Origin of the sequence: Streptomyces sp. Ru72 (assembly GCF_002920635.1) — a bacterium.
Classification (GTDB): Bacteria; Actinomycetota; Actinomycetes; order Streptomycetales; family Streptomycetaceae; genus Streptomyces.
On the sequence record NZ_PQSR01000034.1, the window covers coordinates 17,383 to 43,944 of the forward strand.

Annotated in this window: 27 protein-coding genes; 20 read left to right on the forward strand and 7 right to left on the reverse strand. The window is 70.0% G+C overall.

Going from position 1 to position 26,562, the window contains the following annotated elements:
* The first annotated feature begins 60 nt into the window (after positions 1–60).
* A complete protein-coding gene (locus tag C3488_RS17930) occupies positions 61–618 on the forward strand; it encodes a GNAT family N-acetyltransferase (protein WP_103840569.1) in 558 nt (185 codons plus the stop codon).
* Positions 619–633: 15 nt separating this feature from the next.
* On the opposite strand, the gene C3488_RS17935 is transcribed toward C3488_RS17930, so the two are convergent.
* Positions 634–1,317 carry a glycerophosphodiester phosphodiesterase family protein gene (locus tag C3488_RS17935; protein WP_103840572.1) on the reverse strand — a complete coding sequence of 228 codons (684 nt, stop codon included), beginning with the start codon at positions 1,315–1,317 and terminating at the stop codon, positions 634–636.
* A 422-nt stretch (positions 1,318–1,739) separates the two neighbouring features.
* Between C3488_RS17935 and C3488_RS17940 the strand changes: the two genes are divergently transcribed.
* The 5 genes from C3488_RS17940 (at position 1,740) to C3488_RS17960 (ending at position 6,391) form a co-directional block, all read left to right on the forward strand.
* Positions 1,740–3,137: a DUF6421 family protein gene (locus tag C3488_RS17940; RefSeq protein ID WP_103840575.1), complete on the forward strand. Its 1,398-nt coding sequence runs from the start codon at positions 1,740–1,742 to the stop codon at positions 3,135–3,137.
* A gap of 41 nt (positions 3,138–3,178) precedes the next feature.
* Positions 3,179–3,931 (forward strand): SDR family NAD(P)-dependent oxidoreductase, encoded by a 753-nt coding sequence (locus C3488_RS17945; RefSeq protein ID WP_103840577.1) that lies wholly within the window; start codon positions 3,179–3,181, stop codon positions 3,929–3,931.
* Entirely contained in the window at positions 3,928–4,998 is a 1,071-nt protein-coding gene (locus C3488_RS17950) for a low specificity L-threonine aldolase (RefSeq protein ID WP_103840579.1), read from the forward strand. Before C3488_RS17945 ends, C3488_RS17950 begins: the two co-directional genes overlap by 4 nt.
* Before the next feature lie 98 nt (positions 4,999–5,096).
* Positions 5,097–5,690 carry a transglutaminase domain-containing protein gene (locus C3488_RS17955; RefSeq protein WP_103840581.1) on the forward strand — a complete coding sequence of 198 codons (594 nt, stop codon included), beginning with the start codon at positions 5,097–5,099 and terminating at the stop codon, positions 5,688–5,690.
* 8 nt (positions 5,691–5,698) lie between these two features.
* Positions 5,699–6,391, forward strand: a complete 693-nt coding sequence (locus C3488_RS17960) for a B3/4 domain-containing protein (protein ID WP_103840583.1) — start codon at positions 5,699–5,701, stop codon at positions 6,389–6,391.
* A gap of 6 nt (positions 6,392–6,397) precedes the next feature.
* On the opposite strand, the gene C3488_RS17965 is transcribed toward C3488_RS17960, so the two are convergent.
* Entirely contained in the window at positions 6,398–7,126 is a 729-nt protein-coding gene (locus C3488_RS17965; protein ID WP_103840585.1) for a 1-acyl-sn-glycerol-3-phosphate acyltransferase, read from the reverse strand.
* 182 nt (positions 7,127–7,308) lie between these two features.
* Positions 7,309–7,725 carry a DUF4395 domain-containing protein gene (locus C3488_RS17970; protein ID WP_103840587.1) on the reverse strand — a complete coding sequence of 139 codons (417 nt, stop codon included), beginning with the start codon at positions 7,723–7,725 and terminating at the stop codon, positions 7,309–7,311.
* A 75-nt stretch (positions 7,726–7,800) separates the two neighbouring features.
* Here C3488_RS17970 and C3488_RS17975 point away from each other — a divergent pair, with 75 nt between their 5' ends.
* The 5 genes from C3488_RS17975 (at position 7,801) to C3488_RS17995 (ending at position 12,449) form a co-directional block, all read left to right on the forward strand.
* Positions 7,801–8,214: a thioredoxin family protein gene (locus tag C3488_RS17975; protein WP_103840589.1), complete on the forward strand. Its 414-nt coding sequence runs from the start codon at positions 7,801–7,803 to the stop codon at positions 8,212–8,214.
* Between the two features lie 207 nt (positions 8,215–8,421).
* Entirely contained in the window at positions 8,422–8,931 is a 510-nt protein-coding gene (locus C3488_RS17980; protein WP_103840590.1) for a flavin reductase family protein, read from the forward strand.
* Positions 8,932–9,155: 224 nt separating this feature from the next.
* Positions 9,156–9,941 (forward strand): electron transfer flavoprotein subunit beta/FixA family protein, encoded by a 786-nt coding sequence (locus tag C3488_RS17985; RefSeq protein ID WP_103840592.1) that lies wholly within the window; start codon positions 9,156–9,158, stop codon positions 9,939–9,941.
* A gap of 57 nt (positions 9,942–9,998) precedes the next feature.
* Positions 9,999–10,961, forward strand: a complete 963-nt coding sequence (locus tag C3488_RS17990) for an electron transfer flavoprotein subunit alpha/FixB family protein (protein WP_103840594.1) — start codon at positions 9,999–10,001, stop codon at positions 10,959–10,961.
* Between the two features lie 183 nt (positions 10,962–11,144).
* On the forward strand, positions 11,145–12,449 hold the full coding sequence (locus C3488_RS17995) for a DUF6986 family protein (protein ID WP_103840596.1): 1,305 nt from the start codon (positions 11,145–11,147) through the stop codon (positions 12,447–12,449).
* A gap of 51 nt (positions 12,450–12,500) precedes the next feature.
* On the opposite strand, the gene C3488_RS18000 is transcribed toward C3488_RS17995, so the two are convergent.
* Positions 12,501–13,562: a LacI family DNA-binding transcriptional regulator gene (locus tag C3488_RS18000; RefSeq protein WP_103840598.1), complete on the reverse strand. Its 1,062-nt coding sequence runs from the start codon at positions 13,560–13,562 to the stop codon at positions 12,501–12,503.
* Between the two features lie 267 nt (positions 13,563–13,829).
* Between C3488_RS18000 and C3488_RS18005 the strand changes: the two genes are divergently transcribed.
* The 3 genes from C3488_RS18005 (at position 13,830) to C3488_RS18015 (ending at position 16,263) form a co-directional block, all read left to right on the forward strand.
* On the forward strand, positions 13,830–14,783 hold the full coding sequence (locus C3488_RS18005) for an ROK family protein (protein WP_103840600.1): 954 nt from the start codon (positions 13,830–13,832) through the stop codon (positions 14,781–14,783).
* A 61-nt stretch (positions 14,784–14,844) separates the two neighbouring features.
* Positions 14,845–15,039, forward strand: a complete 195-nt coding sequence (locus C3488_RS18010; protein WP_103840602.1) for a hypothetical protein — start codon at positions 14,845–14,847, stop codon at positions 15,037–15,039.
* A 180-nt stretch (positions 15,040–15,219) separates the two neighbouring features.
* The gene (locus C3488_RS18015; protein ID WP_103840604.1) at positions 15,220–16,263 is read left to right on the forward strand and encodes an NUDIX hydrolase; all 1,044 of its coding nucleotides are present in this window, start codon (positions 15,220–15,222) and stop codon (positions 16,261–16,263) included.
* A gap of 405 nt (positions 16,264–16,668) precedes the next feature.
* Here the strand turns inward: C3488_RS18015 and C3488_RS18020 are convergent, their stop codons facing one another.
* On the reverse strand, positions 16,669–16,869 hold the full coding sequence (locus tag C3488_RS18020) for a hypothetical protein (RefSeq protein WP_103840606.1): 201 nt from the start codon (positions 16,867–16,869) through the stop codon (positions 16,669–16,671).
* A gap of 3 nt (positions 16,870–16,872) precedes the next feature.
* Here C3488_RS18020 and C3488_RS18025 point away from each other — a divergent pair, with 3 nt between their 5' ends.
* The 5 genes from C3488_RS18025 (at position 16,873) to C3488_RS18045 (ending at position 23,057) form a co-directional block, all read left to right on the forward strand.
* A complete protein-coding gene (locus tag C3488_RS18025) occupies positions 16,873–17,904 on the forward strand; it encodes an ABC transporter permease (RefSeq protein WP_103840608.1) in 1,032 nt (343 codons plus the stop codon).
* A gap of 124 nt (positions 17,905–18,028) precedes the next feature.
* Positions 18,029–19,654 (forward strand): ABC transporter substrate-binding protein, encoded by a 1,626-nt coding sequence (locus tag C3488_RS18030; protein WP_258053485.1) that lies wholly within the window; start codon positions 18,029–18,031, stop codon positions 19,652–19,654.
* 139 nt (positions 19,655–19,793) lie between these two features.
* The gene (locus C3488_RS18035) at positions 19,794–20,786 is read left to right on the forward strand and encodes an ABC transporter permease (protein ID WP_103840612.1); all 993 of its coding nucleotides are present in this window, start codon (positions 19,794–19,796) and stop codon (positions 20,784–20,786) included.
* A gap of 31 nt (positions 20,787–20,817) precedes the next feature.
* Positions 20,818–21,894: an ABC transporter ATP-binding protein gene (locus C3488_RS18040; RefSeq protein ID WP_103840614.1), complete on the forward strand. Its 1,077-nt coding sequence runs from the start codon at positions 20,818–20,820 to the stop codon at positions 21,892–21,894.
* A 26-nt stretch (positions 21,895–21,920) separates the two neighbouring features.
* Complete coding sequence (locus C3488_RS18045) at positions 21,921–23,057, forward strand: ABC transporter ATP-binding protein (protein WP_374955429.1); 1,137 nt, start codon at positions 21,921–21,923, stop codon at positions 23,055–23,057.
* Positions 23,058–23,190: 133 nt separating this feature from the next.
* Here C3488_RS18045 and C3488_RS18050 read toward each other — a convergent pair whose 3' ends face one another.
* The gene (locus C3488_RS18050) at positions 23,191–24,546 is read right to left on the reverse strand and encodes a dipeptidase (protein WP_103840616.1); all 1,356 of its coding nucleotides are present in this window, start codon (positions 24,544–24,546) and stop codon (positions 23,191–23,193) included.
* A 211-nt stretch (positions 24,547–24,757) separates the two neighbouring features.
* On the opposite strand from C3488_RS18050, the gene C3488_RS18055 reads away from it, so the two are divergent.
* Entirely contained in the window at positions 24,758–25,990 is a 1,233-nt protein-coding gene (locus tag C3488_RS18055) for a geranylgeranyl reductase family protein (RefSeq protein WP_103840618.1), read from the forward strand.
* Here the strand turns inward: C3488_RS18055 and C3488_RS18060 are convergent.
* The gene (locus C3488_RS18060; RefSeq protein WP_103840620.1) at positions 25,980–26,441 is read right to left on the reverse strand and encodes a nitroreductase family deazaflavin-dependent oxidoreductase; all 462 of its coding nucleotides are present in this window, start codon (positions 26,439–26,441) and stop codon (positions 25,980–25,982) included. The two genes, C3488_RS18055 and C3488_RS18060, sit on opposite strands and share 11 nt — an antisense overlap.
* Positions 26,442–26,562: the final 121 nt, after the last annotated feature.

Here is a 26,562-nt window from a genome sequence, read left to right on the forward strand (position 1 = left end):
GTGGGCGGGTTACCCTCGACGATGCCCGCGCCGCGCCACGGAACAGGGAGAAGCATCCCAATGGACAGCCCCGCCACCGCTGCCACCGTCACGACCGGTCCGGCCTTCCGCGACGCCACGGAGGCCGACGTGGACGCGCTGGTCGCACTTGTCGAGTCGGCGTACCGCGGCGACTCCAGCCGGGCGGGCTGGACCACCGAGGCGGACCTCCTCGAGGGCCGGCGGACCGACCCTGAGGGGGTGCTGGAGGTGATCGAGTCGCCCGACAGCCGGCTGCTGACCGTGGAGCGCGACGGGGCGATCATCGCCTGCTGCCAGCTCGAGCACCGCGGCGACCACGCCTACTTCGGCATGTTCGCGGTCAGCCCCACGCTGCAGGGCGGCGGCCTCGGCAAGGCGGTCATCGCGGAGGCGGAGCGCACGGCCCACGAGACCTGGGGCGTCAAGGAGATGCATATGACCGTCATCTCCGTCCGGGACGACCTCATCGCCTGGTACGAGCGGCGCGGCTACCGCCGTACGGGACAGATGAGCCCCTTCCCGTACGGCGACGAGCGCTTCGGCATCCCCCAGCGCGACGACCTCCAGTTCGAGCTGCTGGTCAAGCCGCTGGTGTGACCGTGTGCGCGAAGGTCATGCCGTGAAGCGGCCGGTGCGCCTGATCTCCGGGTGGTCGGTGGTCGCGCCGTCCAGCTCCAGCGCGCGGACGAGCCGCAGATGCTCCGGGGTGTTGACGACCCAGCCGATGATCCTCAGGCCCGCCTTGCGCGCGTGCTCGACGACTTCCAGGGTCAGCCGGCGGATGTCGAGGCACACGGTCGCCGCGCCGGCCTGCACCGCCCGCTCCACGACGTCGGTGCCGTAGCGGCCTGCGATCAGCGCCGTGCGGACGCCCGGCACGAGCCGGGCGATCTCCCTGATCGCCTCGTCGTGGAACGAGGACACCTCCACCCGGCCGACGAGGTCCCGGCGGTGCATCACCTCGGCCAGTGCCTGTGCCGTCGCCACGTCCTTGATCTCCGCCTGGACCGGTGTCCTCACCGCGTCCAGGACCTCCTCGAGGACGGGGACGCGCTCACCGCGGCCCGCGTCGAGCGCGCGCAACTCGGCGAGGGTCTTCTCCGCGACCGGCCCCGTACCGTCGGTCGTACGGTCCACCTGGTCATCGTGCATGACCACGAGAGCACCGTCCTTGCTCAGACGCAGATCCAGCTGGATCAGATCGAGGCCCGCCCGTTCGGCGGCGACGAAGGACCGGAGGGTGTTCTCGGGTGCGACACCCATCACTCCGCGGTGACCGATGGTGAGGAAGTTCAAGGTTCGGCTCGCTTCCGTCGACGGCGGCTCGGGCAGCCGCGCGGCGCTCCCCGGACCGGCGCGGCTGGGCCGCAGCCTAATGGCCCGGCCGCGCCCCGAACCCGAACCGTGCCGGGGCCCGGGGCGCAGGGACGGCGCGAAACCGGACTGAGCGGCCGGTCGGGTGTCACCCCGGGGTGGGCGCGTCTCGCCCGTGTTGACCATCCCCTGCCCCGGGTGCGATGGCCGGAAGTCGCCCCTCTGGTCAGCGCGCGGGGACCGACCAAGCGTTCAGCGGAAGTCGCCGCCTGTCTCGTGCAGCACAGGAAAATAAGCGGTGAAGGCGCGGTCCCGCAGGATAATTTGTCGACTGCCCACTTGCTGGGAGAAACCCCCTATGCATACGGTGTGCCTACGAGAGGTTCTCCCGTGAAGGATGGGTCATGACGGAAATTCTTGTGCAGGTGGGTTCGGAGGAGCGGGTTCCTCCGCAGGACAGGGTGGTGGACCACCCCGCTTGGCCCGTGCTCAAGGATGCCGTGGAGCAGATCCGGCCATGGCAGGCCAAGGACGGTTCGATCGACTTCGACGCCGAGGGCGCACCGCAGCGTGCGGAGGCGGAGGCCGCCGTGCGCCGTGCGACGCAGGCCGTGGAGGAGCTCTCCCCGCTGCTGCCGCACGACGCCGCCTACCACGAGGCGCTCGTCAAGGACCTGCACCGGTGGGCCGACGAGGGCTTCCAGGTACCCGACTTCCTGGACTCGCTGCTGGCCTTCCAGCCTGCCGCCAGGCGTGAGGACGGCCTCCAGCACCTGGTCGTCTTCCCTATGTACACGCAGAACGGCAACCCCGACCGCAACCTCGAAGCGGTCGTGCTGCGCATGGTCTGGCCCGACTGGCTGGCCGAGCTGGAGCGCACCCGCTACGACAACCCGCTGTTCTGCGGCATCAAGTTCGAGGACTTCACAGCGGGCTACGACACCAACTCCGCCGTCCTGTTCCCGGAGACCATCGCCGTGCGCGAGGCGCCGGAGCGGTTCTCCTGGGGCGGCATCTTCTGCGACCGTGAGGCGGCCCGCTTCCGCCGCGTGACCGCGGCCGCCGTCGACATCCTGGGTCTCGAGCTGCCCGAGGACATCGCCGCGATGGTCCACGACCAGAAGCGCTGTGAAGAGGCATTCGTGCTCTGGGACATGGTTCACGATCGCACCCACAGCCACGGCGACCTGCCGTTCGACCCGTTCATGATCAAGCAGCGCCAGCCGTTCTGGATGTACGGCCTGGAGGAGCTGCGCTGTGACCTCACCGCCTTCAAGGAGGCCGTGAAGCTCCAGGCCGACGGTGTGCCGCAGGCCCGGGACGTGCAGTACGCGGTGCTGTTCGACCGTATGTTCCGCTTCCCCGTGACGGGCGAGCGCGTGCGCAACTACGACGGCCTCGGTGGCCAGCTGCTCTTCGCCTACCTGCACCAGCACGACGTCGTGCGCTGGACCGACAACAAGCTCGCCATCGACTGGGAGCGTGCCCCGCAGGTGACCAACCAGCTGTGCGCCGAGATCGAGAAGCTGTACAAGGACGGCATCGACCGCCCCAAGCTCGTGCACTGGTTCGCCGGATACGAGCTGGTCTCCACGTACCTCGCCCCGCACCCGGGCTCCAAGTGGGCCAAGGGCCGCGACGCCCTCGATCTGACGCAGCCGCCGCGTAAGCTCGTGGACGACGTGCTTCCGGACGAGTTTCCGCTGAGCATGTTCTATGAGGCGTTGCAGAAGAAGCTCAAGAACGTGATCGCCTCGACCAAGGGCATCACGGCTCAGGCGGCCGAGCGGGTCGCCGCGTGAGCGCCCTCGCAACCGGTACGGCCGCTCGGCAGGAGGCGAAGATGCGGAACGGGAACGGGCCACTGAGCGGTGCGGTGATCGCGGTGGCGGGCGCGGGCGGACCGGCCGGCCGGGCGGCGCTGCTCCGGCTCGCCGAGGCGGGGGCCACCGTCGTCGGCTCGGACAACGACCCGGAGCGGCTCGCGGAAGCCGTGGACGCGGCCCGCTACGCGTACGGCGGCGCCTCCGTCACCGGGGACACGGTGGACCTGCTCGACCTGCAGTCCACTCGTGACTGGGCCGCCCACGTCGAGAAGGACTTCGGCCGGGTCGACGGTGTGGTGCACCTCGTCGGCGGCTGGCGCGGCAGCGAGACCTTCACCAGGACCAAGCTCGACGACTGGGACCTGCTCGAACTGCTGCTCATCCGCACGGTGCAGCACACCTCACTCGCCTTCTTCGACGCCCTGCAGCGCAGCGACCGCGGCCGGTACGTCCTGATCAGCGCCGCGGGCGCGAGCAAGCCCACCGCGGGCAACGCCTCCTACGCCGCCGCGAAGGCCGCCGCCGAGGCCTGGACGCTCGCCATGGCCGACGCCTTCAACAAGGCGAAGGGTGAGGGCGAGCTGACGTCGGCGGCTGCCATCCTGGTGGTGAAGGCGCTGGTGCACGACGCGATGCGCGCCGAACGCCCCAACGCGAAGTTCGCGGGCTTCACCGACGTCAAGGACCTGGCCGAGGCCATCGCCGGAGTCTGGGAGAAGCCCGCCACCGAAGTGAACGGAACCCGTCTGTGGCTGACCGAGAAGCCGTGAACCCTCCCAAGACCGACGCGCGCCGTCATCACGACCCGGAGGTCCGCGGTTTCGCCAGCGACAACTACGCCGGGGCCCACCCGGAGGTGCTCGCCGCCCTGGCCGTGGCCAACGGCGGGCACCAGGTCGCGTACGGCGAGGACGCGTATACCGAGAACCTCCAGCGGATCGTCCGCAGCCACTTCGGTGCCACCGCCGAGGCCTTCCCGGTCTTCAACGGCACCGGCGCCAACGTCGTCGCGCTCCAGGCGGTCACCGACCGCTGGGGCGCGGTGATCTGCGCGGAGTCCGCCCACATCAACGTCGACGAATGCGGGGCGCCGGAGCGTGTGGGCGGCCTCAAGCTGCTCACGGTGCCGACCCCGGACGGCAAGCTCACCCCCGAGCTGATCGACCGGCAGGCGTACGGCTGGGAGGACGAGCACCGCGCGATGCCGCAGGTCGTCTCGATCACCCAGAGCACCGAACTGGGCACCCTCTACACGCCCGAGGAGATCCGCGCGATCTGCGAGCACGCCCACGCGCACGGCATGAAGGTGCACCTGGACGGCTCCCGGATAGCCAACGCGGCCGCCTCGCTGGACGTCCCGATGCGGACGTTCACCAATGCGGTCGGCGTCGACATCCTCTCCCTGGGCGGCACGAAGAACGGCGCGATGTTCGGCGAGGCCGTCGTCGTCATCAACCAGGACGCGGTCCGGCGCATGAAGCACCTGCGCAAGCTGTCCATGCAGCTCGCCTCCAAGATGCGCTTCGTGTCGGTGCAGTTGGAGGCCCTGTTCGCCAAGGACCTCTGGCTGCGCAACGCCCGCCACGCCAACGAGATGGCCCAGCGCCTCGCCGAGGGCGTGCGGGCGGTCCATGGAGTGGAGATCCTCCACCCGGTCCAGGCCAACGCCGTCTTCGCGCGGCTGCCGCACGACGTGAGCGAGCGCCTGCAGAAGCGCTTCCGCTTCTACTTCTGGAACGAGGCCGCGGGCGACGTGCGCTGGATGTGCTCGTTCGACACGACCGAGGACGACGTGGACCGGTTCGTGGCGGCCCTCAAGGAGGAGATGGCGCGCTAGCCGCCGCAGACGCACGCCAGAACGCCGCGGTGCATAGTTATGCGGTCACCCGAAAAGTCATTGACTGTCGGGTGGCCGCATTCCTATGCTCTGCGGGCATGGAGCTGATCCAGGAAACGCCCGACCTGTCCGCGTACTTGGCCGCCGACGAGGTCATCGACCATGACCATCCGCTGGTGCGGGAAACGGCCGCGCGCCTTGCGGAGAACGTCCAGGACTCGTATGCCTATGCGCGAGCGGCCTACGAATACGTCCGCGACGCCATTCCGCACTCCGCCGACAGCGGTGACCTGCGGGTCACCTGGCGGGCCTCCGACGTGCTGGAGCGGCGCACCGGTATCTGTTACGCGAAAGCCCATGCCCTGGCCGCGCTGCTGCGGGCCGAGGATATTCCGACGGCCCTGTGCTACCAGCGACTGGCGCACGACGACGGCAGCGGTCATGCCGTGCACGGTCTGGTCGCCGTGCGCTTCAACGGCGCCTGGCATCGTCAGGACCCCCGTGGCAACAAACCGGGCGTCGATGCCCGGTTCTCCCTCGACGGTGAGCGCCTCGCCTGGGTCCCCGACGCAAAGTCCAGTGAGGTGGACTATCCGGTCCTGTATGCTGCACCTCACCCGGCGGTGGTGAGGGCCCTCAGGGCCGCGCCCGACCGGCCGGCCCTCTGGAAGACGCTCCCCACCGCACTCTGAGGCAGGCGATGACCACCACCCTGACCGTGTCCGACGAGGTGCGTGCCCTCGCGCCCGGCTTCACGCATGTCGCGATCGAGGCCCATGGTCTCGTGAACGGGCCCAGCACCGAGGCCACGTCCGCCCTGCTCGACGATGCCGTCCGCCGGCTCGCAGCCCGCCTGGACGGACGCGCTCCGCACGAGGACCCGCACATGGCGGCCTGGCGCGCGGTGTACACGGCCTTCGGCGCCAAGCCGTCCCGCACCCGCAACTCCGCCGAGGCGCTCGCCAAGCGGGCCCTGTCGGACGCCGGTCTGCCCAGGATCAACGCGCTCGTGGACATCTACAACGCCATCAGCGTCGCCCATCTCATCCCGGTCGGGGGCGAGGACCTCGACCGCATCCAGGGCGCCATGCACCTCGTACGGGCGACGGGGAACGAGGAGTTCGTGACCGTCGCGGCGGGTGAGGAGACCGTGGAACACCCGGACGCCGGCGAGGTGGTCTGGCGCGACGAGGCCGGCGTGACATGCCGCCGGTGGAACTGGCGCCAGGGTCCGCGCACCCGGCTCACCGAGGAGTCCACCGCGGCGCTCTTCCTGCTGGAGAGCCTGAACCCGATGCCGGTGGCCGACGTGGAGCAGGCCGGTGCCGAACTCGCGGAACTGCTGGAGAAGGTCAGCCCCGGAGCGCGGATCACCGTCCACGCCCCCGCCTGACGGGCCTCAGTGCGCTTCGGCGGCGCGCAGTGCCTCGGGGGTCGGCGCGGTGCCACCGAGATGGGCCGGCATCCACCAGGCGTCCTCCTGGTCCTTGGGCCGGCCCGGATAGGCGCGCTGCGCGGCCTCCAGCAACTCATGGACCCGCTCGCGCAGCTGACGGGTCAGGACGCCCGCATATGTGTCACGGGGGGCTTCGATCGCCTCGCCGACCCGGATCGTGATCGGGGTGTGGCTGCGCTTGAAGTTGCGTGGGTGGCCCTTGGTCCACAGCCGCTGGGTGCCCCACAGGGCCATCGGGACCAGCGGGACTTCCGCCTCCTGGGCCAGGCGCACCGCACCGGACTTGAAGCTCTTCAGGGTGAACGACTCGGAGATGGTCGCCTCCGGAAAGACTCCCACCACCTCGCCCGACCTCAGTGAGTCCAGCGCGTGCGCGTACGCGGCCTCGCCCTGCTTGCGGTCCACCGGGATGTGCTTCATGGCGCGCATCAGCGGGCCGGAGATGCGGTGCCGGAAGACGGACTCCTTGGCCATGAAGCGCACCAGGCGCTTCTGCGGAAGCGCGGCCAGGCCGTTGAAGATGAAGTCCAGATAGCTGATGTGGTTGCTCACCAGCACCGCACCGCCGGAGCGGGGGATGTTCTCCGAGCCCTCGCAGTCGATCTTCAGGTCCCACGCCTTGAACATCGTGAGGGCGAGACCGATGACGGGACGGTAGACGAGCTCAGCCATGGATGGGGATGGACCCTTCTCTCTGCCTGGGAAGGGGCTCCCAGCGGGAAGTTACGCAGCCGTAGGTTTACGGCTTGTCGCAGATCGTGCCTGAAGAACGGACGCGGGGCCAGCCCTGGTGCCCGTGTACGGCGAGATCCTCGTCACGTCAGCCGTTCGCACCACTCCGATCTGATGCCCGGTCAGTCCGCGCGCACCGCCACACGCCGCATGAGCAGGTACGCCTCGCACCCCAGGCAGTACCCGAACGCGGCGTTGAGGAAGGCGGCGGCGAGCGCCGCCCCGGTGGCCGCCAGCCCCAGCCACTGCGGTCCCGCGGTGTAGCCGACCAGCCCGACGACGGCGAAGACGAGCCCGACCGCCTGGGCGAACTGCGGCGGCTGCGGTGCCTCGAACTCCGTCGGCGGCCCGAGCCGCGGGCGTACGACCCTCCGGAACAGCCATCCGTACGGTGAACGCGCCACGCCCCCGGCCGCGCCCAGCGCGAAGGCCAGCAACTGCCAGGCGAGCAGCCAGGCGCTGCCGGTGACCAGGACCACGGCCAGCACAAGAGTCGTCACGGCCGCCCCGAAGCGCGGGCCCCTCACATCGATGTCCATGATTCAAGCATTCCGCATGAGAATCGGATCGGGGAGCCGGGAATCTTTGCGGTCCGATGAACGCTGGAGCAGGAGATGACGGGACTTGTGGTGTGCGTGGCCGTGCTCGCGCTGGCGAGCGCGTACGGAGTGCTGCAGCGGCGACGGAGCGGGAGAGTGCGAGTGCGCGGGCGGGACGAGGGAAAGCGGCTCGGCGCGGCCCAGTTGGGCCAGGGGCTCGGCGAGCGGGCGACGCTCGTTCAGTTCTCCAGCGCCTTCTGTGCTCCCTGCCGGGCCACGCGACGGGTCCTCGGCGAGGTGGCCGACATGGTTCCGGGCGTGACCCACATCGAGATCGACGCCGAGGCGCATCTCGACCTCGTGCGCGAACTCGACATCCTGAAGACGCCCACCGTCCTGGTCCTCGACGCCGACGGACGGGTCGTGCGGCGGGCCACCGGCCAGCCTCGCAAGGCCGAGGTCATCGCGGCGCTGGGGGAGGCGGTTTGACGGTTGTGTCCACGACGGTGACGTGCCTCCCGGATGCCGGGACGCACTTGACTGCGTGTACCACCTATCGTCAGCCTGACCGTATGCCCCCGGAACTCCTTCTCTTCGAGCGTGTCCACGTGGATCTGGCCCGCACCGCGAGTGCCCGCTGTCCGGCGTGTTGAGCACTCGCCGACTTCAGGTCACCTCTCCCAGAAGGACCATCGCATGAGGGCCACGCCCGACCTCGCCACCCATCGGCTCGCCTCCCCGGACCTGCTCCGCTCCGTCTTCCGGCGGCACGCGGCCGGGGTCGCCGTGATCACCGCCCAGGGTGGCGGCAGGCCGGTCGGCTTCACCGCCACCTCCCTCACCTCGGTCTCCGCCGAGCCCCCGCTCGTCTCCTTCGGCATCGGCGTGGGCTCCTCCAGCTGGCCCGTCATCGCGGAGGCCGAGAACGTCGGCGTGCACATACTCGGTGAGCACCAGGAGGACCTGGCCGGCACCTTCGCCACGAGCGGCGCCGACCGTTTCGGGGCGCCGACGAGCTGGCGCGAGGGCCCGGAGGGGGTGCCCCTTCTGGACGACGTCATCGCCTGGCTGGTGTGCCGCGTGGTGGCCCGGGTGCCCGCCGGGGACCATCGCATCGTCCTCGCCGAGGTCGTCCTCGGTGATCCCTCGGGTTCGGGACGCCCGCTGCTCTACCACCAGGGCCGGTTCAACGGCCTCCGCGACTGAGTCGTCCTCAGCCGGACCCTTGACCGTGGCGTCGCCCATCCGGTTACGCACCGTTGTCAAGGTCACAGTTCAAAGCGCTTGCTTAGCGGGCATTCACTCGATGTACTGGCGAGTAATATCTCGTTCGGAGCGCGGAGTCGCCCCGACCGGGATCGGCCGCTTCAGGCGCCTATGCTGCCTGCAAGAAGGCAGCCCAGAAATGACGATGCAGTAGGAGAGCCGGCGTGAGCTTGAGGATCGTTGTCACTGTGAAGTACGTGCCCGACGCCACTGGCGACCGGCACTTCGCCGATGACCTGACCGTCGACCGGGACGACGTGGACGGTCTGCTCTCCGAGCTCGACGAGTACGCGGTCGAGCAGGCGCTGCAGATCGCCGAGAACGCGGACGACGCCGAGGTCACCGTCCTGACGGTGGGCCCGGAGGACGCCAAGGACGCGCTGCGCAAGGCGCTGTCGATGGGCGCCGACAAGGCGATCCACGTGGAGGACGACGACCTGCACGGCACGGACGCCATCGGCACCTCCCTGGTGCTGGCCAAGGCGATCGAGAAGGCCGGCTACGACCTGGTGATCTCCGGCATGGCCTCCACCGACGGCACCATGGGTGTCGTACCCGCGCTGCTGGCCGAGCGTCTGGGCGTCCCGCAGGTGACCCTGCTCTCCGAGGTCTCGGTCGAGGACGGCACGGTCAGGGGCCGCCGGGACGGCGACGCCGCCTCCGAGCAGCTTCAGGCGTCTCTTCCGGCCGTCGTGTCGGTGACCGACCAGTCGGGTGAGGCCCGCTACCCGTCCTTCAAGGGCATCATGGCGGCCAAGAAGAAGCCGGTGGAGTCCTGGGACCTGTCCGACCTGGAGATCGAGTCCGACGAGGTCGGTCTCGAGGGTGCCTACACCACGGTCGAGGCCGCGTCCGAGCGCCCGGCGCGCACCGCGGGCACGATCGTCAAGGACGAGGGCGAGGGCGGCAAGCAGCTCGCTGAGTTCCTCGCGAGCCAGAAGTTCATCTAAGGGATCGACTCCCTTACCGACCCTCAGACTTCGCAATCCGCAAGGAGATCCGTTCCCATGGCTGAAGTTCTCGTCTACGTCGACCACGTGGACGGTGCCGTCCGCAAGCCCACGCTGGAGCTGCTGACCCTGGCCCGCCGCATCGGCGAGCCGGTCGCCGTCGCACTCGGCCCCGGCGCCGAGAACACCGCCGCCGCGCTCGCCGAGCACGGCGCGGTCAAGGTCCTCGCCCACGACGCCTCCGAGTACACCGAGTACCTGGTCGTGCCGAAGGTGGACGCCCTGCAGGCCGCCTACGAGCAGGTGTCCCCGGCCGCCGTGCTGGTCCCGTCCTCCGCGGAGGGCAAGGAGATCGCCGCGCGTCTGGCGCTGCGCATCGGCTCGGGCATCATCACCGACGCCGTCGACCTCGAGGCCGGCGACGAGGGCCCGGTCGCCACCCAGTCGGTGTTCGCCGCGTCCTTCACCACCAAGTCCCGTGTCAGCAAGGGCACCCCGGTCATCACGGTGAAGCCGAACTCGGCCGCCGTGGAGGCCGCCCCGGCCGCGGGCACGGTCGAGGCCCTGTCGGTGACCTTCTCCGAGAAGGCGACCGGCACGAAGATCACCGGCCGTACGCCGCGTGAGTCCACGGGCCGTCCGGAGCTGACCGAGGCCGCGATCGTGGTCTCCGGCGGCCGTGGCGTGGGCGGTGCGGAGAACTTCTCGCTCATCGAGACCCTCGCCGACTCCCTGGGCGCGGCCGTCGGCGCCTCGCGTGCCGCGGTGGACGCGGGCTGGTACCCGCACACCAACCAGGTCGGCCAGACCGGCAAGAGCGTGTCCCCGCAGCTGTACATCGCCACCGGCATCTCCGGCGCGATCCAGCACCGCGCCGGTATGCAGACCTCGAAGACCATCGTGGCGATCAACAAGGACGCCGAGGCGCCGATCTTCGACCTGGTCGACTACGGCGTGGTCGGCGACCTGTTCGAGGTCGTCCCGCAGCTCACCGAGCAGATCAAGGCCCGCAAGGGCTGAGCCGCTCCAGGGCTGGAAGGCCCCCGCGACCGCGCCTGCGGTCGCGGGGGCCTTCGCTCGTCCCGGGGCTACCGGTGGGGAGCGCTCCGGGCGCGAGACGGTGTTGACCGGCGGCAAGAGCCACGGATAGCTTCGCTCTACGGATTGTTGATTCCGTGCAGTGGAAAGCGGGAGGGGTGTGGAATGGCCCAGAGCCGGCAGGAGCGGGTGTCGACGAGCCTCGCGGGTGCCGTCGGCGAGGAGATCAGTGCCTCCCTCGCCGTGGTGGACGCCCAGTTGGCCCGCCGCTACCCGGGCGACCCCGGCACCCGCCAGCCCGTCCACACGGTCTACGTCCCCGGTGACGTCTTCGCCGCCGACACCGTGCGCTCCTGGGGCGACAGGGCCCTCGCCGCCCTCGACGAACACGCCCCGGACGCCGTCTCGTTCGCCTCCGTGCTCGGGCTCGGCGACGAACTCGCCGAGCCCGTCCACGACCGCGTCCGCGCCAAACTCGAGCGCGAGCCGATCGAAGACCTGCGCGTCGACTTCGAGGACGGCTACGGGCCGCGCCCCCATGCCGAGGAGGACCGGGCGGCCGCCCGCGCGGCACGGCTGCTCGCTCAGGCGTACCGGGAGGGCACGGCCCCCCCGTACATGGGCATCCGCATGAAGTGCATGGAGGCGCCGGTACGCGACCGGGGCATCCGCACGCTCGACATCTTCCTCACCGGCCTGATGGAGGCCGGCGGGCTGCCGGACGGGCTCGTCCTGACGCTGCCCAAGGTGACGTACCCGGAGCAGGTCACCGCCATGGTGCGGCTGCTGGAGGCGTTCGAGAAGGCGCACGGGCTCGATGCGGGGCGCCTCGGCTTCGAGATCCAGATCGAGACCAGCCAGGCCGTCCTCGCCGCCGACGGCACCGCCGCCGTCGCCCGCATGATCCACGCCGCCGAGGGCCGCGCCACCGGACTGCACTACGGCACCTTCGACTACAGCGCCTGCCTCGGTGTGTCCGCCGCCCACCAGGCGAGCGACCACCCGGCCGCCGACCATGCCAAGGCGGTCATGCAGGTCGCGGCGGCGGGCACCGGCGTCCGTGTGTCGGACGGCTCCACGAACGTCCTGCCCGTCGGCCCCACCGAGCAGGTCCACGACGCCTGGCGACTGCACTACAGGCTCACCCGACGGGCGCTGGCCCGCGCCTACTACCAAGGCTGGGACATGCATCCGGGCCACCTTCCCACCCGGTACGCGGCCGTCTTCGCCTTCTACCGCGAGGGCTTCCAGCAGGCCGCGGCACGTCTCGCCCGCTACGCCGACCGCACCGCCGGCGACGTCCTGGACGAACCGGCCACGGCGAAGGCGTTGAGCGGCTATCTGCTGCGGGGGATGGACTGCGGCGCCCTGGACACGGGCGAGGTGACGCGGGCCACCGGCCTGACCCGGGCCGACCTGGAGGGCTTCGCGGCGCCGAGGCGAGGGGACCTGACGGCATCGGCGCAGTGAGGGGCGCTGTGGCTTCGGCAGTCGTGCCCGGTCGCGGTCTTGGGCGGGACCTCAGTCGACGGGCGGCAGTTCGCCCGAGCCCCGGGTGATCAGCCGGGTGGGAAGCTCGATGCGTTCCGGGGTGATGAGCGTGCCGTCGAGCTGGCGGAACAGGCGCTCGGCGGCCGTGCTGCCGAGGGCGGCGGAATCCTGCGCGACGACCGTGACGCCGGGCTGGAGCAGGTCGGCCAGCTCGATGTCGTCGAAACCGACCAGCGCGACAGGACGGCTGTGCGCGGCCAGGACGCGGATGACGGTGACGGTCACGCGGTTGTTGCCCGCGAAGATCGCGGTGACGGGGGCGGGCCCTTCCAGCATCGCCTCGGCGGCCCGCCGCACCCGCTCGGGATCGGTGACGCCCAGGGACATCCAGGAGTCCTCGACCGGTATGCCCGCGTTCTCCATGGCGGCCCGGTAGCCGCGCAGCCGCTCGGCCGCGGTGTGGATGCGCGGCATGTCCCCGATGAAGCCGATCCGGCGGTGGCCGTGCGCGATGAGATGGGCGACCCCGTCCCGGGCGCCGCCGAAGCTGTCGGACAGCACCACGTCGGCGTCGATCCTCCCCGCGGGGCGGTCCACGAACACCGTGGCGACGCCGGCCTTGATCTCCGGCTCCAGATAGCGGTGGTCGTCGCCCGCAGGGATGATGACCAGTCCGTCCACGCGGCGTGCGCACAGCGCCAGTACCAGCTCCTGCTCCCGATCCGGGTCCTCCGCGCTGGAGCCGTTGATCAGCAGGGCCCCGTGCGCCCGGGCGACCTCCTCGACGGCGCGGCTCAGCGGCCCGTAGAAGGGGTCCGCGAGGTCCTCCAGGACCAGACCTATGCTCGCGGTGCGGCCCTTGCGCAGCACCCGCGCGCTGTCGTTGCGCCGGAACCCCAGTGCCTCTATCGCCTCCTGGACCCGGCGCTCGGTGTCGGGCGTGACACCCGGCTCGCCGTTGACCACACGCGACACCGTCTTAAGGCCCACCCCTGCGCGTGCCGCGACGTCCTTCATGGTCGGACGGTTGCCGTAGCGGGTCCCGGCGTGGCGGTCTGCGGAGCGGCCGGTGCGGCGGGCGGTCTCGGGCACGATGCGCTGTCCTGTCTGTCGTCCACGGAAGATGCGCGGTCCCCGGTTCTACCGGGATTCCATGGGGCCGTATGAGGATGTGGCGTCGAGCATAGAGCCTGGACAACGTTGTCAGATGCGGGAGAGACTGTCCACCGCACTCTCCGGCCGCGCCTTCCCCCAGGGGCGCTCCCTGCCCGCCAGTGCCCGGCGCCCGGACCCCGCGGCGGCGACCGCATGCCGTGCGCCGGGGCCGACACCACTCACGCATTGGGAGATCTGACACTGATGCACACCGACCTCGTGGCCGCGCTCGACATCGGCGGCACCAAGATCGCCGGAGCGCTGGTGGACGGCCACGGCCGGATCCTGCTGCGCGCGCAGCGCGCGACACCCGCGCGGGAGGACGGCGACACCGTGATGGGAGCCGTCGAGGACGTCATAGGGGAGCTGACGGGCTCCCCGCTGTGGGGGCGGGCGCGTGCCGTCGGCATCGGCAGCGCTGGGCCGGTGGACGCCTCCGCGGGCACGGTGAGCCCGGTCAACGTACCGGGGTGGCGCGGCTACCCGCTGGTGGAGCGGGTCCGGGCGGCCATGGGCGGCCTGCCCGTCGAGCTGATCGGCGACGGCGTGGCCATCACCGCCGCCGAGCACTGGCAGGGCGCGGCCCGCGGCCATGACAACGCGCTGTGCATGGTGGTGTCGACGGGGGTCGGCGGCGGTCTGGTGCTGGGCGGGCGGCTGCACCCGGGCCCGACGGGGAACGCCGGGCACATCGGGCACATCAGCGTGGACCTGGACGGCGATCCGTGCCCGTGCGGCTCGCGCGGCTGCGTGGAGCGCATCGCCAGCGGGCCGAACATCGCGCGCCGCGCCCTGGAGCACGGCTGGCGGCCGGGGCCCGACGGGGACACCTCGGCCGCCGCGGTGGCCGAAGCCGCCCGTGCGGGTGACCCGGTGGCCGTGGCGTCCTTCGAGCGGGCCGCCCAGGCCCTGGCCGCGGGGATCGCGGCGACCGCGACGCTGGTCGAGATCGACATCGCGGTCATCGGCGGGGGAGTGGCAGGGGCCGGCGACCTCCTGTTCGCCCCTCTGCGCAAGGCCCTGACCGACTACGCCACCCTGTCCTTCGTCCAGCGCCTGACGGTGGCGCCGGCCCTGATGGGCACGGACGCGGGCCTGGTGGGCGCGGCTGCCGCGGCGCTGGCGAAAGGCACGGACGCGACGGCTGCCGGGGTGTGAAGCCGAAGAGCTGCCGGGATTGGTTGCGTGACCCCGGCGTCCTTCGGCAGTTGAACAGGGCATGAAGAAGCGCAGCATGCTCGCCATCGCCTCCCTCGCCACCGGATTCGTCGTGGCCGCCGTCAGCCCCTCCCATGCCGCCGACCACGACAGGCTCGGTGATCTGAGCGTCAAGGACACGCTCGGCGCCGTCGACCACACCATCGGTCAGGACAGCCTGGCAGTGGACGACGACGCCCTGGGGCAGGACGGCTGAGGGGAGCCGACGTCGCGGCGCCGGAGCCCCCGCACGGTGGGGCCCGGCGCCGCGGTGTGCGGAGCGCGGCGGCCGCGGTGGTGGTGACCTCGGCCACGCCGAGGCGCCCTCATCAGCGCCGGGTTTCCGTGGCAGGGTGGAGCGGGCAAGCCCCAGGGGGCCAACAGAAGAGGGGGAACCGTGACCGTCGTCTGGATCAACGGTGCGTTCGGTGCGGGGAAGACGACCACCGCACGGGAACTGATCGAACTGATCCCGAACAGCACGCTCTTCGACCCCGAGGTCATCGGCGCAGTGCTCACCCAGCTCCTGCCGCCGAAACGCCTCGCCGAGGTCGGCGACTTCCAGGACCTGCCGATCTGGCGACGGCTCGTGATCGACACCGCGGCCGCGATGCTCGCCGAACTCGACGGTGTCCTCGTGGTACCGATGACCCTGCTGCGCCAGGAGTACCGCGACGAGATCTTCGGCGGCCTCGCCGCCCGGCGCATCCCCGTACGCCATGTCCTCCTCGCTCCGGCCGAAACGATCCTGCGCCAGCGCATAGCCGACCGGGAGGTCCCGCCCGACCTCCCCGACGGGGAGATGCGCATCCGCCAGTGGTCGTACGACCACATCGAGCCCTATCGCACCGCCCTCGCCGCCTGGCTCACCGCCGACGCGCACCCCGTGGACACCAGCGCCCTCACCCCGTACGAGGCCGCCGTGCGGATAGCCGAGGCCGTCCGGACCGGCCGGGCACCGGCCTGCGAGATCGTGCAGACACCCGAGCCGACCTCCGAGACCGTCGCCTCCGGAGTGCTCCTGTTCGACGAACGGGACCGCGTGCTGCTCGTCGACCCCACCTACAAGGCCGGTTGGGAGTTCCCCGGCGGAGTCGTCGAACCGGGCGAGGCGCCCGCCCGCGCCGGCATGCGCGAGGTCGAGGAGGAGACCGGGATCAGGCTGGATGAGGTCCCCCGGCTGCTCGTCCTCGACTGGGAGCCCCCCGCGCCGCCCGGATACGGCGGCCTGCGCCTCCTCTTCGACGGCGGCCGCCTCGACAGCGCCGAAGCCGGCCGACTCCTGCTGCCCGGCCCGGAGTTGCGCGACTGGCGGTTCGTCACGGAAGAGGAGGCGGCCGATCTGCTTCCGCCCGTGCGCTTCGAACGGCTCCGCTGGGCACTGCGGGCGCGTGAACGCGGTGCCGCGCTGTACCTCGAAGCTGGAATTCCGCTCGGCTGAGAGCCGGCGGCCCGCCTGCCCTCGGAGGGCGGCGCGCATTCTGAGAATTCTTAATAATCCCCGGCGATTTCCGCTGGGCTCGTAGAGTTCCCGCAGAAGCGTGAGGACGCCTGCCCCGTCCGGGTGCGAATAGCAACTCGAAGACGGGGCAGAAGAGTTGGAGGAACCTCGCCACCTGCGGCGACGGTCGATCCATGGATCAAAGGCCCGCCCCCATGAGCCGGGCGTGTCCGACTTCTCCACGCAGCGTTGCGCCAATCGATGGCCAAGAAACTCTCGCGATGTATTCACAGCAGGGCTAACCTCGCATCCCGCATCCGTCAAGCCTTGTCCATTCGGGTAAACAGTCCCCTTTCGGCGCCTTATCGGTGTTGACCGAGCTCGCGCAGGGTTGCGAAAGTCCGCTCAGTCTTCTGGTGCCGCCACCGGCCGCCAGCCACCTCCTGCATTCAGGGGCAGAACCGCCATGACGAGTTCGACCACGAGGGCGACCGCGCGCCGGACCCCGGTCCGCCTGCCCGCCGCCGGCGAGATGAGCGCGAAGGCCGTGGGTGAGCCGGACGGAAGGTCCTCGCGGCAGCCCCAGCTCACCTCCGGGATGTCCATACGATGACCACGCAACACCAGTCGGTCCAGGCCGCCGGCGGTACCACGCTCCCGGCCGGAGAACCGTCGCAGGACTCCCCGCCCGGCGGCACGGCGGTCGAGGGCCGCTCACCCGCCAGGATGGCCTGGAGGCGCATCAGGCGGGACAGGATCACCACGACCGCGCTGGTCGTCACCCTGCTGTTCATCGTGATCGCGCTGCTGGCTCCGGTGCTCACCTCGCTCACCGGCTGGGGACCGATCACACCGGACTCCAAGGCGATCAACCCGGACACGGGCAACCAGCCGTACGGATCGCTGGGCGGGATCAGCCTCACCCACCTGCTCGGCGTCGAACCGGGCACGGGGTACGACATCTTCGCCCGGATCGTCTACGGCCTGCGCACCTCGCTCCTCGTCGGCTTCGCTTCGGCGGTGCTGTCCACCGTGGTCGGCGTCGTGGCCGGGCTGGCGGCCGGGTACTTCGGCGGCTGGATCGACTCCGCCCTGTCGCGGGTCATGGACGTGATGCTGGCCTTCCCGCAACTGCTGTTCATCATCGCGCTCACCCCGGTGATCCAGAACGCCCTGCAGACCGACAGCCACGGCGGCACGGACGAGAACCTCCGGCTGCTGGTCCTGGTCCTCAACATCGCGGTCTTCGCCTGGGCCTACACCGCCCGCCTGGTGCGCGGTCAGGTGCTGTCCCTGCGCGAGCGGGAGTTCGTCGACGCCGCGCGGATCATGAGCGCCGGCCGCCGGCACATCCTCTTCCGCCAACTGCTGCCCAACCTGTGGGCGCCGATCCTGATCTCCTTCGCCCTCGCCGTCCCGCAGAACATCTCCACGGAGGCGGCCCTGTCCTACCTGGGTGTCGGAGTCATCCCGCCCGCTCCGGACTGGGGAGCCCTCCTCTCGGACGCGTCCGAGTTCTTCCTGCAGGACCCGATGTACCTGTTCATCCCCGGCGTCCTGCTCCTGATCCTCGTACTGGCGCTCAACCTTCTCGGGGACGGGGTCCGGGACGCCCTCGACCCCCGCGCCAACCGCAGCTGACGCGCTGCCTCCCGAGTGTCGGCACAGGCCGTCCCACGAACGACTGCCGAGGCCGAGCCCATGACAAGAACGGAGTTCCCAGATGATGCGCACAACGCGCACGGTCGCTCTAACGGCCTCTGCCGTGGCGATAGCACTCGGGGCCACCGCGTGCGGTGGTTCCTCGAGCAACACCAGCAGCGGCGCCCCGGTCAAGGGCGGTACGTTGACGGTCCTCGACGAGTCGGACTTCGACCACACCGACCCACAGCGCACCTACACGACCGAGGGGGAGAGCACGGACGAGTTGTTCGTCCGCACCCTCACCGCATGGGACGAGGCGGGGTCCACGCCGAAGCTGGTCGGTGACCTCGCCACCGACACGGGAACACCCAGCAAGGGCGACACGGTGTGGACCTTCCACCTGCGCCACGGCGTCAAGTGGCAGGACGGCACCGACGTCACCGCCCAGGACGTCAAGTACGGCGTGGAGCGCGCCTTTTCCGGCGACATCAACGGCGGCCCGCCGTACGCGGCGCAGTGGCTCGTCGGCGGCGGCGACTACAAGGGCCCCTACAGCGGCAAGCAGCTCGACTCCATCCAGACGCCGGACCAGTACACCATCGTCTTCCACCTCGACCAGCCGGTCGCCGACTTCAACGAGACCACGGCCATGTCCGGGTGGTCGGCGGTACCCAAGGCCCATGACACGGGTTCGACCTACGACACGCACGTCTGGTCCGACGGCCCGTACATGATCAAGTCGTACACCAAGAACAAGGAACTCGTCCTCGTCAAGAACAAGTACTGGCAGCAGTCGACCGACCCGATCCGCCAGCAGAACGTCGACGAGTTCGACTTCAAGTTCGGCCAGGACCAGGCGGCCATCGACCAGCAGATCAAGTCGGACGGAGGGGTCGCCCAGACCTCGATCGAGCAGTACCCGCTCGCCGGATCCGACCTGAACTCGTTCGCCAACGACCCGACGATCAAGTCGCGTTATTACAACAACGCCGCTCCGGGCATCAACTACCTGGCGATCAACACCCGGACGGTCAAGGACATCAGGGTCCGCGAGGCGATCGAGTACGCGATCGACAAGACCACCGTCCGCGGCGCCTTCGGCGGTGAGGCGTACGGCGACTACGCGAGCACGATGCTGAGCCCCGGCATCGGCGGTTACAAGAAGTTCAACCTGTACAGCACCAACCCGGCCGGCGACATCGCCAAGGCCAAGGCGCTGATGAAGCAGGCCGGCGACCCGAAGCTCACCATGTCGATGGCGATCGAGAACACGCCCACCCAGGACCACTTCGGTGACGCGGTGAAGACCTCCCTCGCGCAGATCGGCATCACGGTGAACCTCGTGCCGATCCAGTTGGCGAACTATTTCAACACCGTCAGCAACGTCAAGAACCAGTACGACCTGACCTGGGGCGACTGGATCGCGGACTGGCCGAACGCCTCGACCGTGCTCCCCACCCTGTTCGACGGTGATCTCATCGCGAAGAACCCGCAGGCCAACCAGGACCTGTCGTACCTGAACGACCCGAACGTCAACGCGCAGATCACCAAGATCTCCAAGGTGGCCGACATCTCGCAGCGCAACGCCGCTTACGGGGACCTGGACGAGCAGATCATGAAGGACGCCGCTGTGGTCCCGCTCATGTACATGAAGTTCAGCGCCATCAGCGGCTCCAAGGTGGGCGGGGTCATCCCGGACACCATCATGGCCGAGCCGAGCCTCGTGCACGTCTACGTCAAGCAGTGACCCCGCCGGTGGCCCCGCCGGCTAAACGCCACCGGCGGGGCCACCCCACCCACGTCAAGCCCAACCGGGCGCAGGCACCACCCCACCGGCCCACAGCTAGAGGGAGGCGGACCGGGCACCCGCCAGGTCCCAGCACGACATGCTTCGTTATCTCATCCGCCGCTTGCTGGCAGCGGCCGTGATCCTGCTCGTGATCAGTGTGATCACCTTCTTCATCTTCTTCGCGCTGCCCTCCGACCCCGCGCTCCTGGCCTGCGGAAAGACCTGCTCCCCCTCCCGTCTCGCGGAGATCAAGCACTCGCTGGGCCTGAACCAGAGCACCACGACGCAGTTCTGGGAGTTCTTCAAAGGACTCTTCGTCGGCCGCGACTACGGCGACCAGAGCATGCGCATCCACTGCGGCGCGCCCTGCCTCGGGGTCTCCTTCCAGACCGACACCCCTGTCCTCACCACCCTGCTGCAGGACTTCCCGGCAGACCTCTCACTCGGTGCCGGCGCAGCGGTGGCCTTCCTGGTCCTGGGTGTCGGCCTCGGCACGGCGGCCGCGGTCCGCAGGGGGAAGGCCGTCGACAAGGCGGCGGTCGGACTCGCGCTGGTCGGCGTCTCCACGCAGATCTACTTCATCGGTCTGCTGCTGCTCTTCGTGTTCGTCGACAAGTGGCAGATCCTGCCCGCCTCCGGATACACCCCCATCACCCAGGACCCCCTCGCGTGGTTCCAGGGGCTCCTTCTGCCGTGGGCGACCCTGGTCATCGTCTACCTCGCCTTCTACACCCGGCTCACACGCTCCTCCATGCTGGAGGTCTTCAGCGAGGACTACATGCGCACCGCCCGGGCCAAGGGGCTGCCGGCCGGCACGGTCGTCCTCAAGCACGGGCTGCGCGCCGCGATCACCCCGATCATCACCATCTTCGGCATGGACGTCGGCTCCCTCATCGGCGGCTCCGCGGTCATCACCGAGTCGGTGTTCGGCATCAACGGCATCGGCAAGCTGGCGGTGAACTCGGTGGAGAACTCCGACCTGCCCGTCATCCTCGGCACCACCCTCTTCGCCGCCACGTTCGTCGTCCTCGCCAATGTGGTGGTGGACCTGGTGTACGGCCTCATCGACCCCCGCGTACGCCTCGCCTGACACCCGACCCGCAGCCCCCAAGGAAACACCAGTGTCCCTGCAGACCTCGCCACAGCCCGCGGACGTCACGCCCGCGCCCTCCCCCTTCCTCGACGTGCGGGACCTGCGCGTGCACTTCCCGACCGAGGACGGCCTCGTCAAGTCCGTCGACGGAGTGTCCTTCACCCTGGAGAAGGGCCACACCCTCGGCATCGTCGGTGAATCCGGCTCGGGCAAGTCGGTGACCTCGCTGGCCCTGCTCGGCCTGCACAAGGGCACGCGCGCCCGAGTCACCGGCGAGATCTGGATGGAGGGCAGGGAACTCGTCGCCCTGCCCGAGAACGAGATGCGGGAGCTGCGCGGCGACACGGTCTCCATGATCTTCCAGGACCCGCTCTCCGCGCTGCACCCGTTCTTCACCGTCGGCGCCCAGATCGCCGAGGCCTACCAGGTGCACCACAAGGTCTCCAAGAAGGAGGCCAAGGACCGCGCCGTGGAGATGCTGAAGCGGGTCGGCATCCCGCAGCCCGAGCGGCGGGTGAAGGACTACCCGCACCAGTTCTCCGGCGGTATGCGACAGCGCGCCATGATCGCCATGTCCCTGGTCTGCGACCCCGCGCTGCTCATCGCCGACGAGCCGACCACCGCCCTCGACGTCACCGTCCAGGCGCAGATCCTGGACCTGATCCGCGATCTTCAGGAGGAGTTCGGCTCCGCCGTCATCATCATCACCCACGACCTCGGCGTGGTGGCCGACATCGCCGACGACATCCTGGTCATGTACGGCGGCCGTCGCATCGAGTACGGCACCGTGCGGGACGTGCTGAAGCAGCCCGAGCACCCCTACACGTGGGGACTGCTCCAGTCCATGCCGCACATCCGCGACGACGTCACCCGGCGGCTGAACCCGATCCCGGGCAGCCCGCCGAGTCTGATCAACCTTCCCGGCGGCTGCGCCTTCCACCCGCGCTGCGCCTACAAGGGCTGGGTGCCGGAGGGGCGTTGCACGGTGGAACGGCCCGAACTGCTGACGGTCTCCGGTACCGACGAGCACATCGTCGCCTGCCACCTGACCGCAGAGACCAAACAACAGATCCGCGGCGGCCGAGCCGCAGGGGCCGCGCAGTGACGGCGGCGGACGAACAGGAGCATGCCGTGAGCACCACCCGGTCCATCCCCGAGCAAGAGCTCGCTTCGCCGGCGTCCGCGAAGCCGCCGGCCGGCGAGAACCTGCTCGAGGTCAGTGGTCTGCAGAAACACTTCCCGATCCGGCAGGGCATCGTCTTCCAGCGGCAGATAGGGGCCGTGCACGCCGTCGACGGAATCGACTTCTCCGTCAGGACCGGCGAGTCGCTGGGTCTGGTCGGCGAGTCCGGGTGCGGCAAGTCGACGACCGGACGCCTGATCACGCGGCTGCTGGAGCCCACGGCCGGCAGCATCGTGTTCGACGGTGAGGACATCACCCACAAACCCGTCGCGAAGATGCGGGAGGCGCGCCGCAACCTCCAGATGATCTTCCAGGATCCGTACTCCTCGCTGAACCCGCGGCACACCGTCGGTACCATCGTCGAGACGCCGATGAAGCTCAACGGGATCAACCCGCCGCAGGGCCACAAGAGGCGGGTCCAGGAACTGCTGGAGACGGTGGGTCTCAACCCCGAGCACTACAACCGCTACCCGAACGAATTCTCCGGCGGCCAGCGCCAGCGCATCGGCATCGCCCGCGCGCTCGCCCTGCGGCCGAAGCTGATCGTGGCCGACGAACCGGTCTCGGCGCTGGACGTGTCCATCCAGGCCCAGGTCGTCAATCTGCTGCAGGACCTGCAGCGGGAGTTCGGTATCGCCTTCGTCTTCATCGCCCACGACCTCGCCGTCGTCCGCCACTTCTCCGAGCGGGTCGCGGTGATGTACCTGGGGAAGATCGTCGAGGTCGCCGACCGGGAGACGCTGTACACCCGGCCTCGGCACCCCTATACGCACGCACTGCTGTCCGCCGTTCCCGAGGCCGATCCGGACAGCACCGTGCGGCGCGAGCGCATCCGCCTGGCCGGCGACGTGCCGTCCCCGATCGACCCGCCCTCGGGGTGCCGTTTCCGCACACGCTGCTGGAAGGCCCAGGACAAGTGCGCCACCGACGAGCCGCCGCTCGTCCGCCTCACGGACAACCCCGAGGGACATCTGACCGCCTGCCACTTTCCCGAGGAACCGACGGTCGAGGCACGCGGCGAGGACGTCGTCCTCGACCCGGCGCTCGCCGCGCTGGAGAAGTCACCGACCGAGAGGAGCTCCTGACCGGACGGGCCCTTGCCCAACGCTTTCGCCGCGAGGCGCTCGGCGCGCGACGGGGCGGGCGTCCTCACCGCACGGAGACTGCCCGCCGACGTCCTTACGCGCGCCGGAACCTGGACATCGCCGCCGCGCGGCTTCAGCTCGCCGCGTAGTTCCGCAGGAACAGCGCCTCCGCCACCGACAGCCGCTCCAACTCCTCAGGGGACACACTCTCGTTGACCGCGTGGATCTGGGCCTCCGGCTCGCTGAGACCTATCAGCAGGATCTCCGCACCCGGGTACAGGGACGCGAGGGTGTTGCAGAGCGGGATGGAGCCGCCCTGACCGGCGTAGTTCATCTCCTGGCCGGGGTAGGCGACCGCCATCGCCTCGGCCATCGCCGCGTACGCCGGACTCGAGGTGTCCGCGCGGAACGGCTGGCCCTGACCGATCTGCTCCGTCCGCACCCGGGCGCCCCACGGCGTGTGCGTCTCCAGGTGGGCCTGGAGCAGCTTCGTCGCCTCGGCCGCGTCCACGCCCGGCGGCACCCGGAGGCTGATCAGCGCCCGCGCGTTCGCCTGCACCGACGGGGTCGCACCGACGACCGGCGGGCAGTCGATGCCGAGGACGGTCACGGCCGGGCGGCTCCAGATGCGGTCCGCGACCGACCCGGAACCGATCAGCTCCACCCCGTCGAGGACCTTGGCATCCTTGCGGAACTGCTCCTCGTCGTAACTCAGGCCCTCCCACGCGGACTCGCCGTCGAGTCCCTCCACGGTCGTCGAACCGTCCTCAGCGCGCAGCGAGTCCAGCACACGGATCAGCGCGGCCAGCGCGTCGGGCGCCGCGCCGCCGAACTGACCGGAGTGCAGGTTGCCTTCGAGGGTGTCGATCTGGACGCGGACCAGGGTCATACCGCGCAGGGTGGTGGTCACGGTCGGCAGTCCGGCGCGGAAGTTGCCCGCATCGCCGATGACGATCGTGTCGGCCGCGAGAAGATCGGGATGCTCCTCGGCGTACCGCTCCAGACCGCCCGTGCCCTGCTCCTCCGAGCCCTCGGCGATGACCTTGACGTGCACGGGCACGCCACCGTTCGCCTTGAGTGCGCGCAGCGCCAGCAGATGCATGATGACGCCGCCCTTGCAGTCGGCGGTGCCGCGCCCGTACCAGCGGCCGTCACGCTCGGTCAGCTCGAACGGCGGTGTGGTCCAGCCGGCCTCGTCCAGCGGCGGCTGGACGTCGTAATGGGCGTAGAGCAGCACTGTCTTCGCGCCCTCGGGGCCCGGCAGGTAGCCGTAGACCGACTGCGTGCCGTCCGGGGTGTCGAGCAGCGCCACGTCCTGGAAGCCTTCGGCGGTGAGCGCGTCGGCGATCCACCGCGCGGCGCCCTCGCTCTCGCTCCTCGGGAACTGGTCGAAGTCCGCCACCGACTTGAAGGCCACCAGCTCGGTGAGCTCCTCCTTCGCCCTGGGCATCAGCGAAGCGACGGTCTCGGCGACCGGATTCGACGACATGGAAGCGCTCCTCCTGGGGTGCGACTCAGGTACCGATGAGTACCTCGGGTGTGTACGTGTGTGGATGTGTACGGGCGGTCCTTCGGGCGTACGCGCATGCCGGCGCATGGCGCATACGCTGCAGATCCTCCCACAGCGGGCTGTGAGGACGCGGCCGTAGGATGCGGGGGACAGATGCGGCAGGCGGCTTGATCGGGAGCAGTAGACCATCGTGAGCGGCGAGAACTCTTCGGCGGACGGCGTGCAGCGGGTGTGGGACGTCGTCGTGGTGGGCGCGGGACCCGCGGGGGCCTCGGCCGCCTACGCGGCGGCGGTCGCGGGACGCAGCGTGCTGTTGCTGGAGAAGGCCGAGCTGCCCCGCTACAAGACCTGCGGCGGCGGCATCATCGGCCCCTCGCGCGATGCCCTGCCGCCCGGCTTCGAGCTGCCGCTGCGCGACCGGGTGCACGCGGTGACCTTCTCGAACAACGGCCGCTTCACCCGCACCCGCCGCTCCAAGCAGATGCTGTTCGGACTGATCAACCGGCCCGAGTTCGACCAGCAGCTCGTCGAGTACGCGCAGAAGGCGGGTGCCGAGCTGCGTACCGGTGCCACGGTGTCGCGGGTCGAGCAGCACGGCTCGGCGGTGCCCGACCGGCGCACGGTCGCCGTCGTCCTGCAGGGCGGCGAGACGCTGCTGGCCCGGGCCGTGGTGGGCGCGGACGGCAGCGCCAGCCGGATAGGAGCCCACGTCGGGGTGAAGCTCGACCAGGTGGATCTCGGCCTGGAGGCGGAGATCCCGGTTCCGGAGACCGTCGCGGAGGACTGGAAGGGGCGCGTCCTCATTGATTGGGGACCGATGCCGGGAAGCTACGGCTGGGTGTTCCCGAAGGGTGACACGCTGACCGTGGGCGTGATCTCGGCGCGCGGTGAAGGCGCCGCGACCAAGCGGTACTTGGAGGACTTCATCGCCCGGCTCGGACTCTCCGGGTTCCGTCCGAGCATTTCTTCCGGGCACCTGACCCGCTGCCGCGCCGACGACTCGCCGCTGTCGCGCGGGCGGGTGCTGGTGTGCGGGGACGCGGCGGGGCTGCTGGAGCCGTGGACCCGGGAGGGGATCTCCTTCGCGCTGCGATCGGGACGGCTGGCGGGGGAGTGGGCGGTACGGATCGCGGAGGCGCACGACGCCGTGGACACGCGCCGTCAGGCCCTGAACTACGCCTTCGCGATCAAGGCCGGGCTCGGCGTCGAGATGAGCGTCGGCAGGCGGCTGCTGAGCGTGTTCGAACGCCGCCCTGGTCTCTTCCACGCGGCGCTGACCGGGTTCCGGCCCGCCTGGAACGCGTTCAAGGACATCACGCAGGGCGCCACGTCCCTGGGCGAGATCGTCCGCAACCGCCCGATCGCCCAGCGAGCCCTGACCGCGCTGGACCGGGGGTCGGCGGGCGGCGACGTCAGTTCGTGACCGTGATCCGGAAGACGGGGTGGTCGGGGGCGATGCGGCGCAGGTCGGCGTCGGGGGAGTCGGCGCCGACCCCGTTGAAGAAGACGCCGACCTCGGCCTTCCAGCGCCTGAGGTAGGCGCGCAGCAGCGGGACCTTGTCGTCGTCGGCGACCTCCGTGGCGGTGAACACGTCCACGTCCTTGCCGAGCCGGAGCTCGCCGCCGCCGGCGGCACGCATGTTGTGAGTCCACTGGACGTGGCCGCGGGGGGCGAGAAGGTACTGCTGCCCGTCCACGGTCAGCAGGTTGACGGGGGTGGTCCGCCACTCGCCGGTCTTGCGACCGCGGACCGCGAGAACCCGGGAGCCCCAGACACTGATGCCACGGCGGGTCAGCCAGGCCACGGCGCGGTTGAAGACGTTCACCGTGAACCAGCCGGGCTTACGGACGTGCGCGGACCGGGCGTCGGACATGACGGGCCTCCCTGGGCCTGAAAGTGTGAGCGGTGCTCTCGCTTGAGAGCAGTGTGCGCGAGATCGGTGATCCGAGTCAAGAGCAGTGCTCTCTTTTTAGGGCGGCGCTCTTGGTACGGAG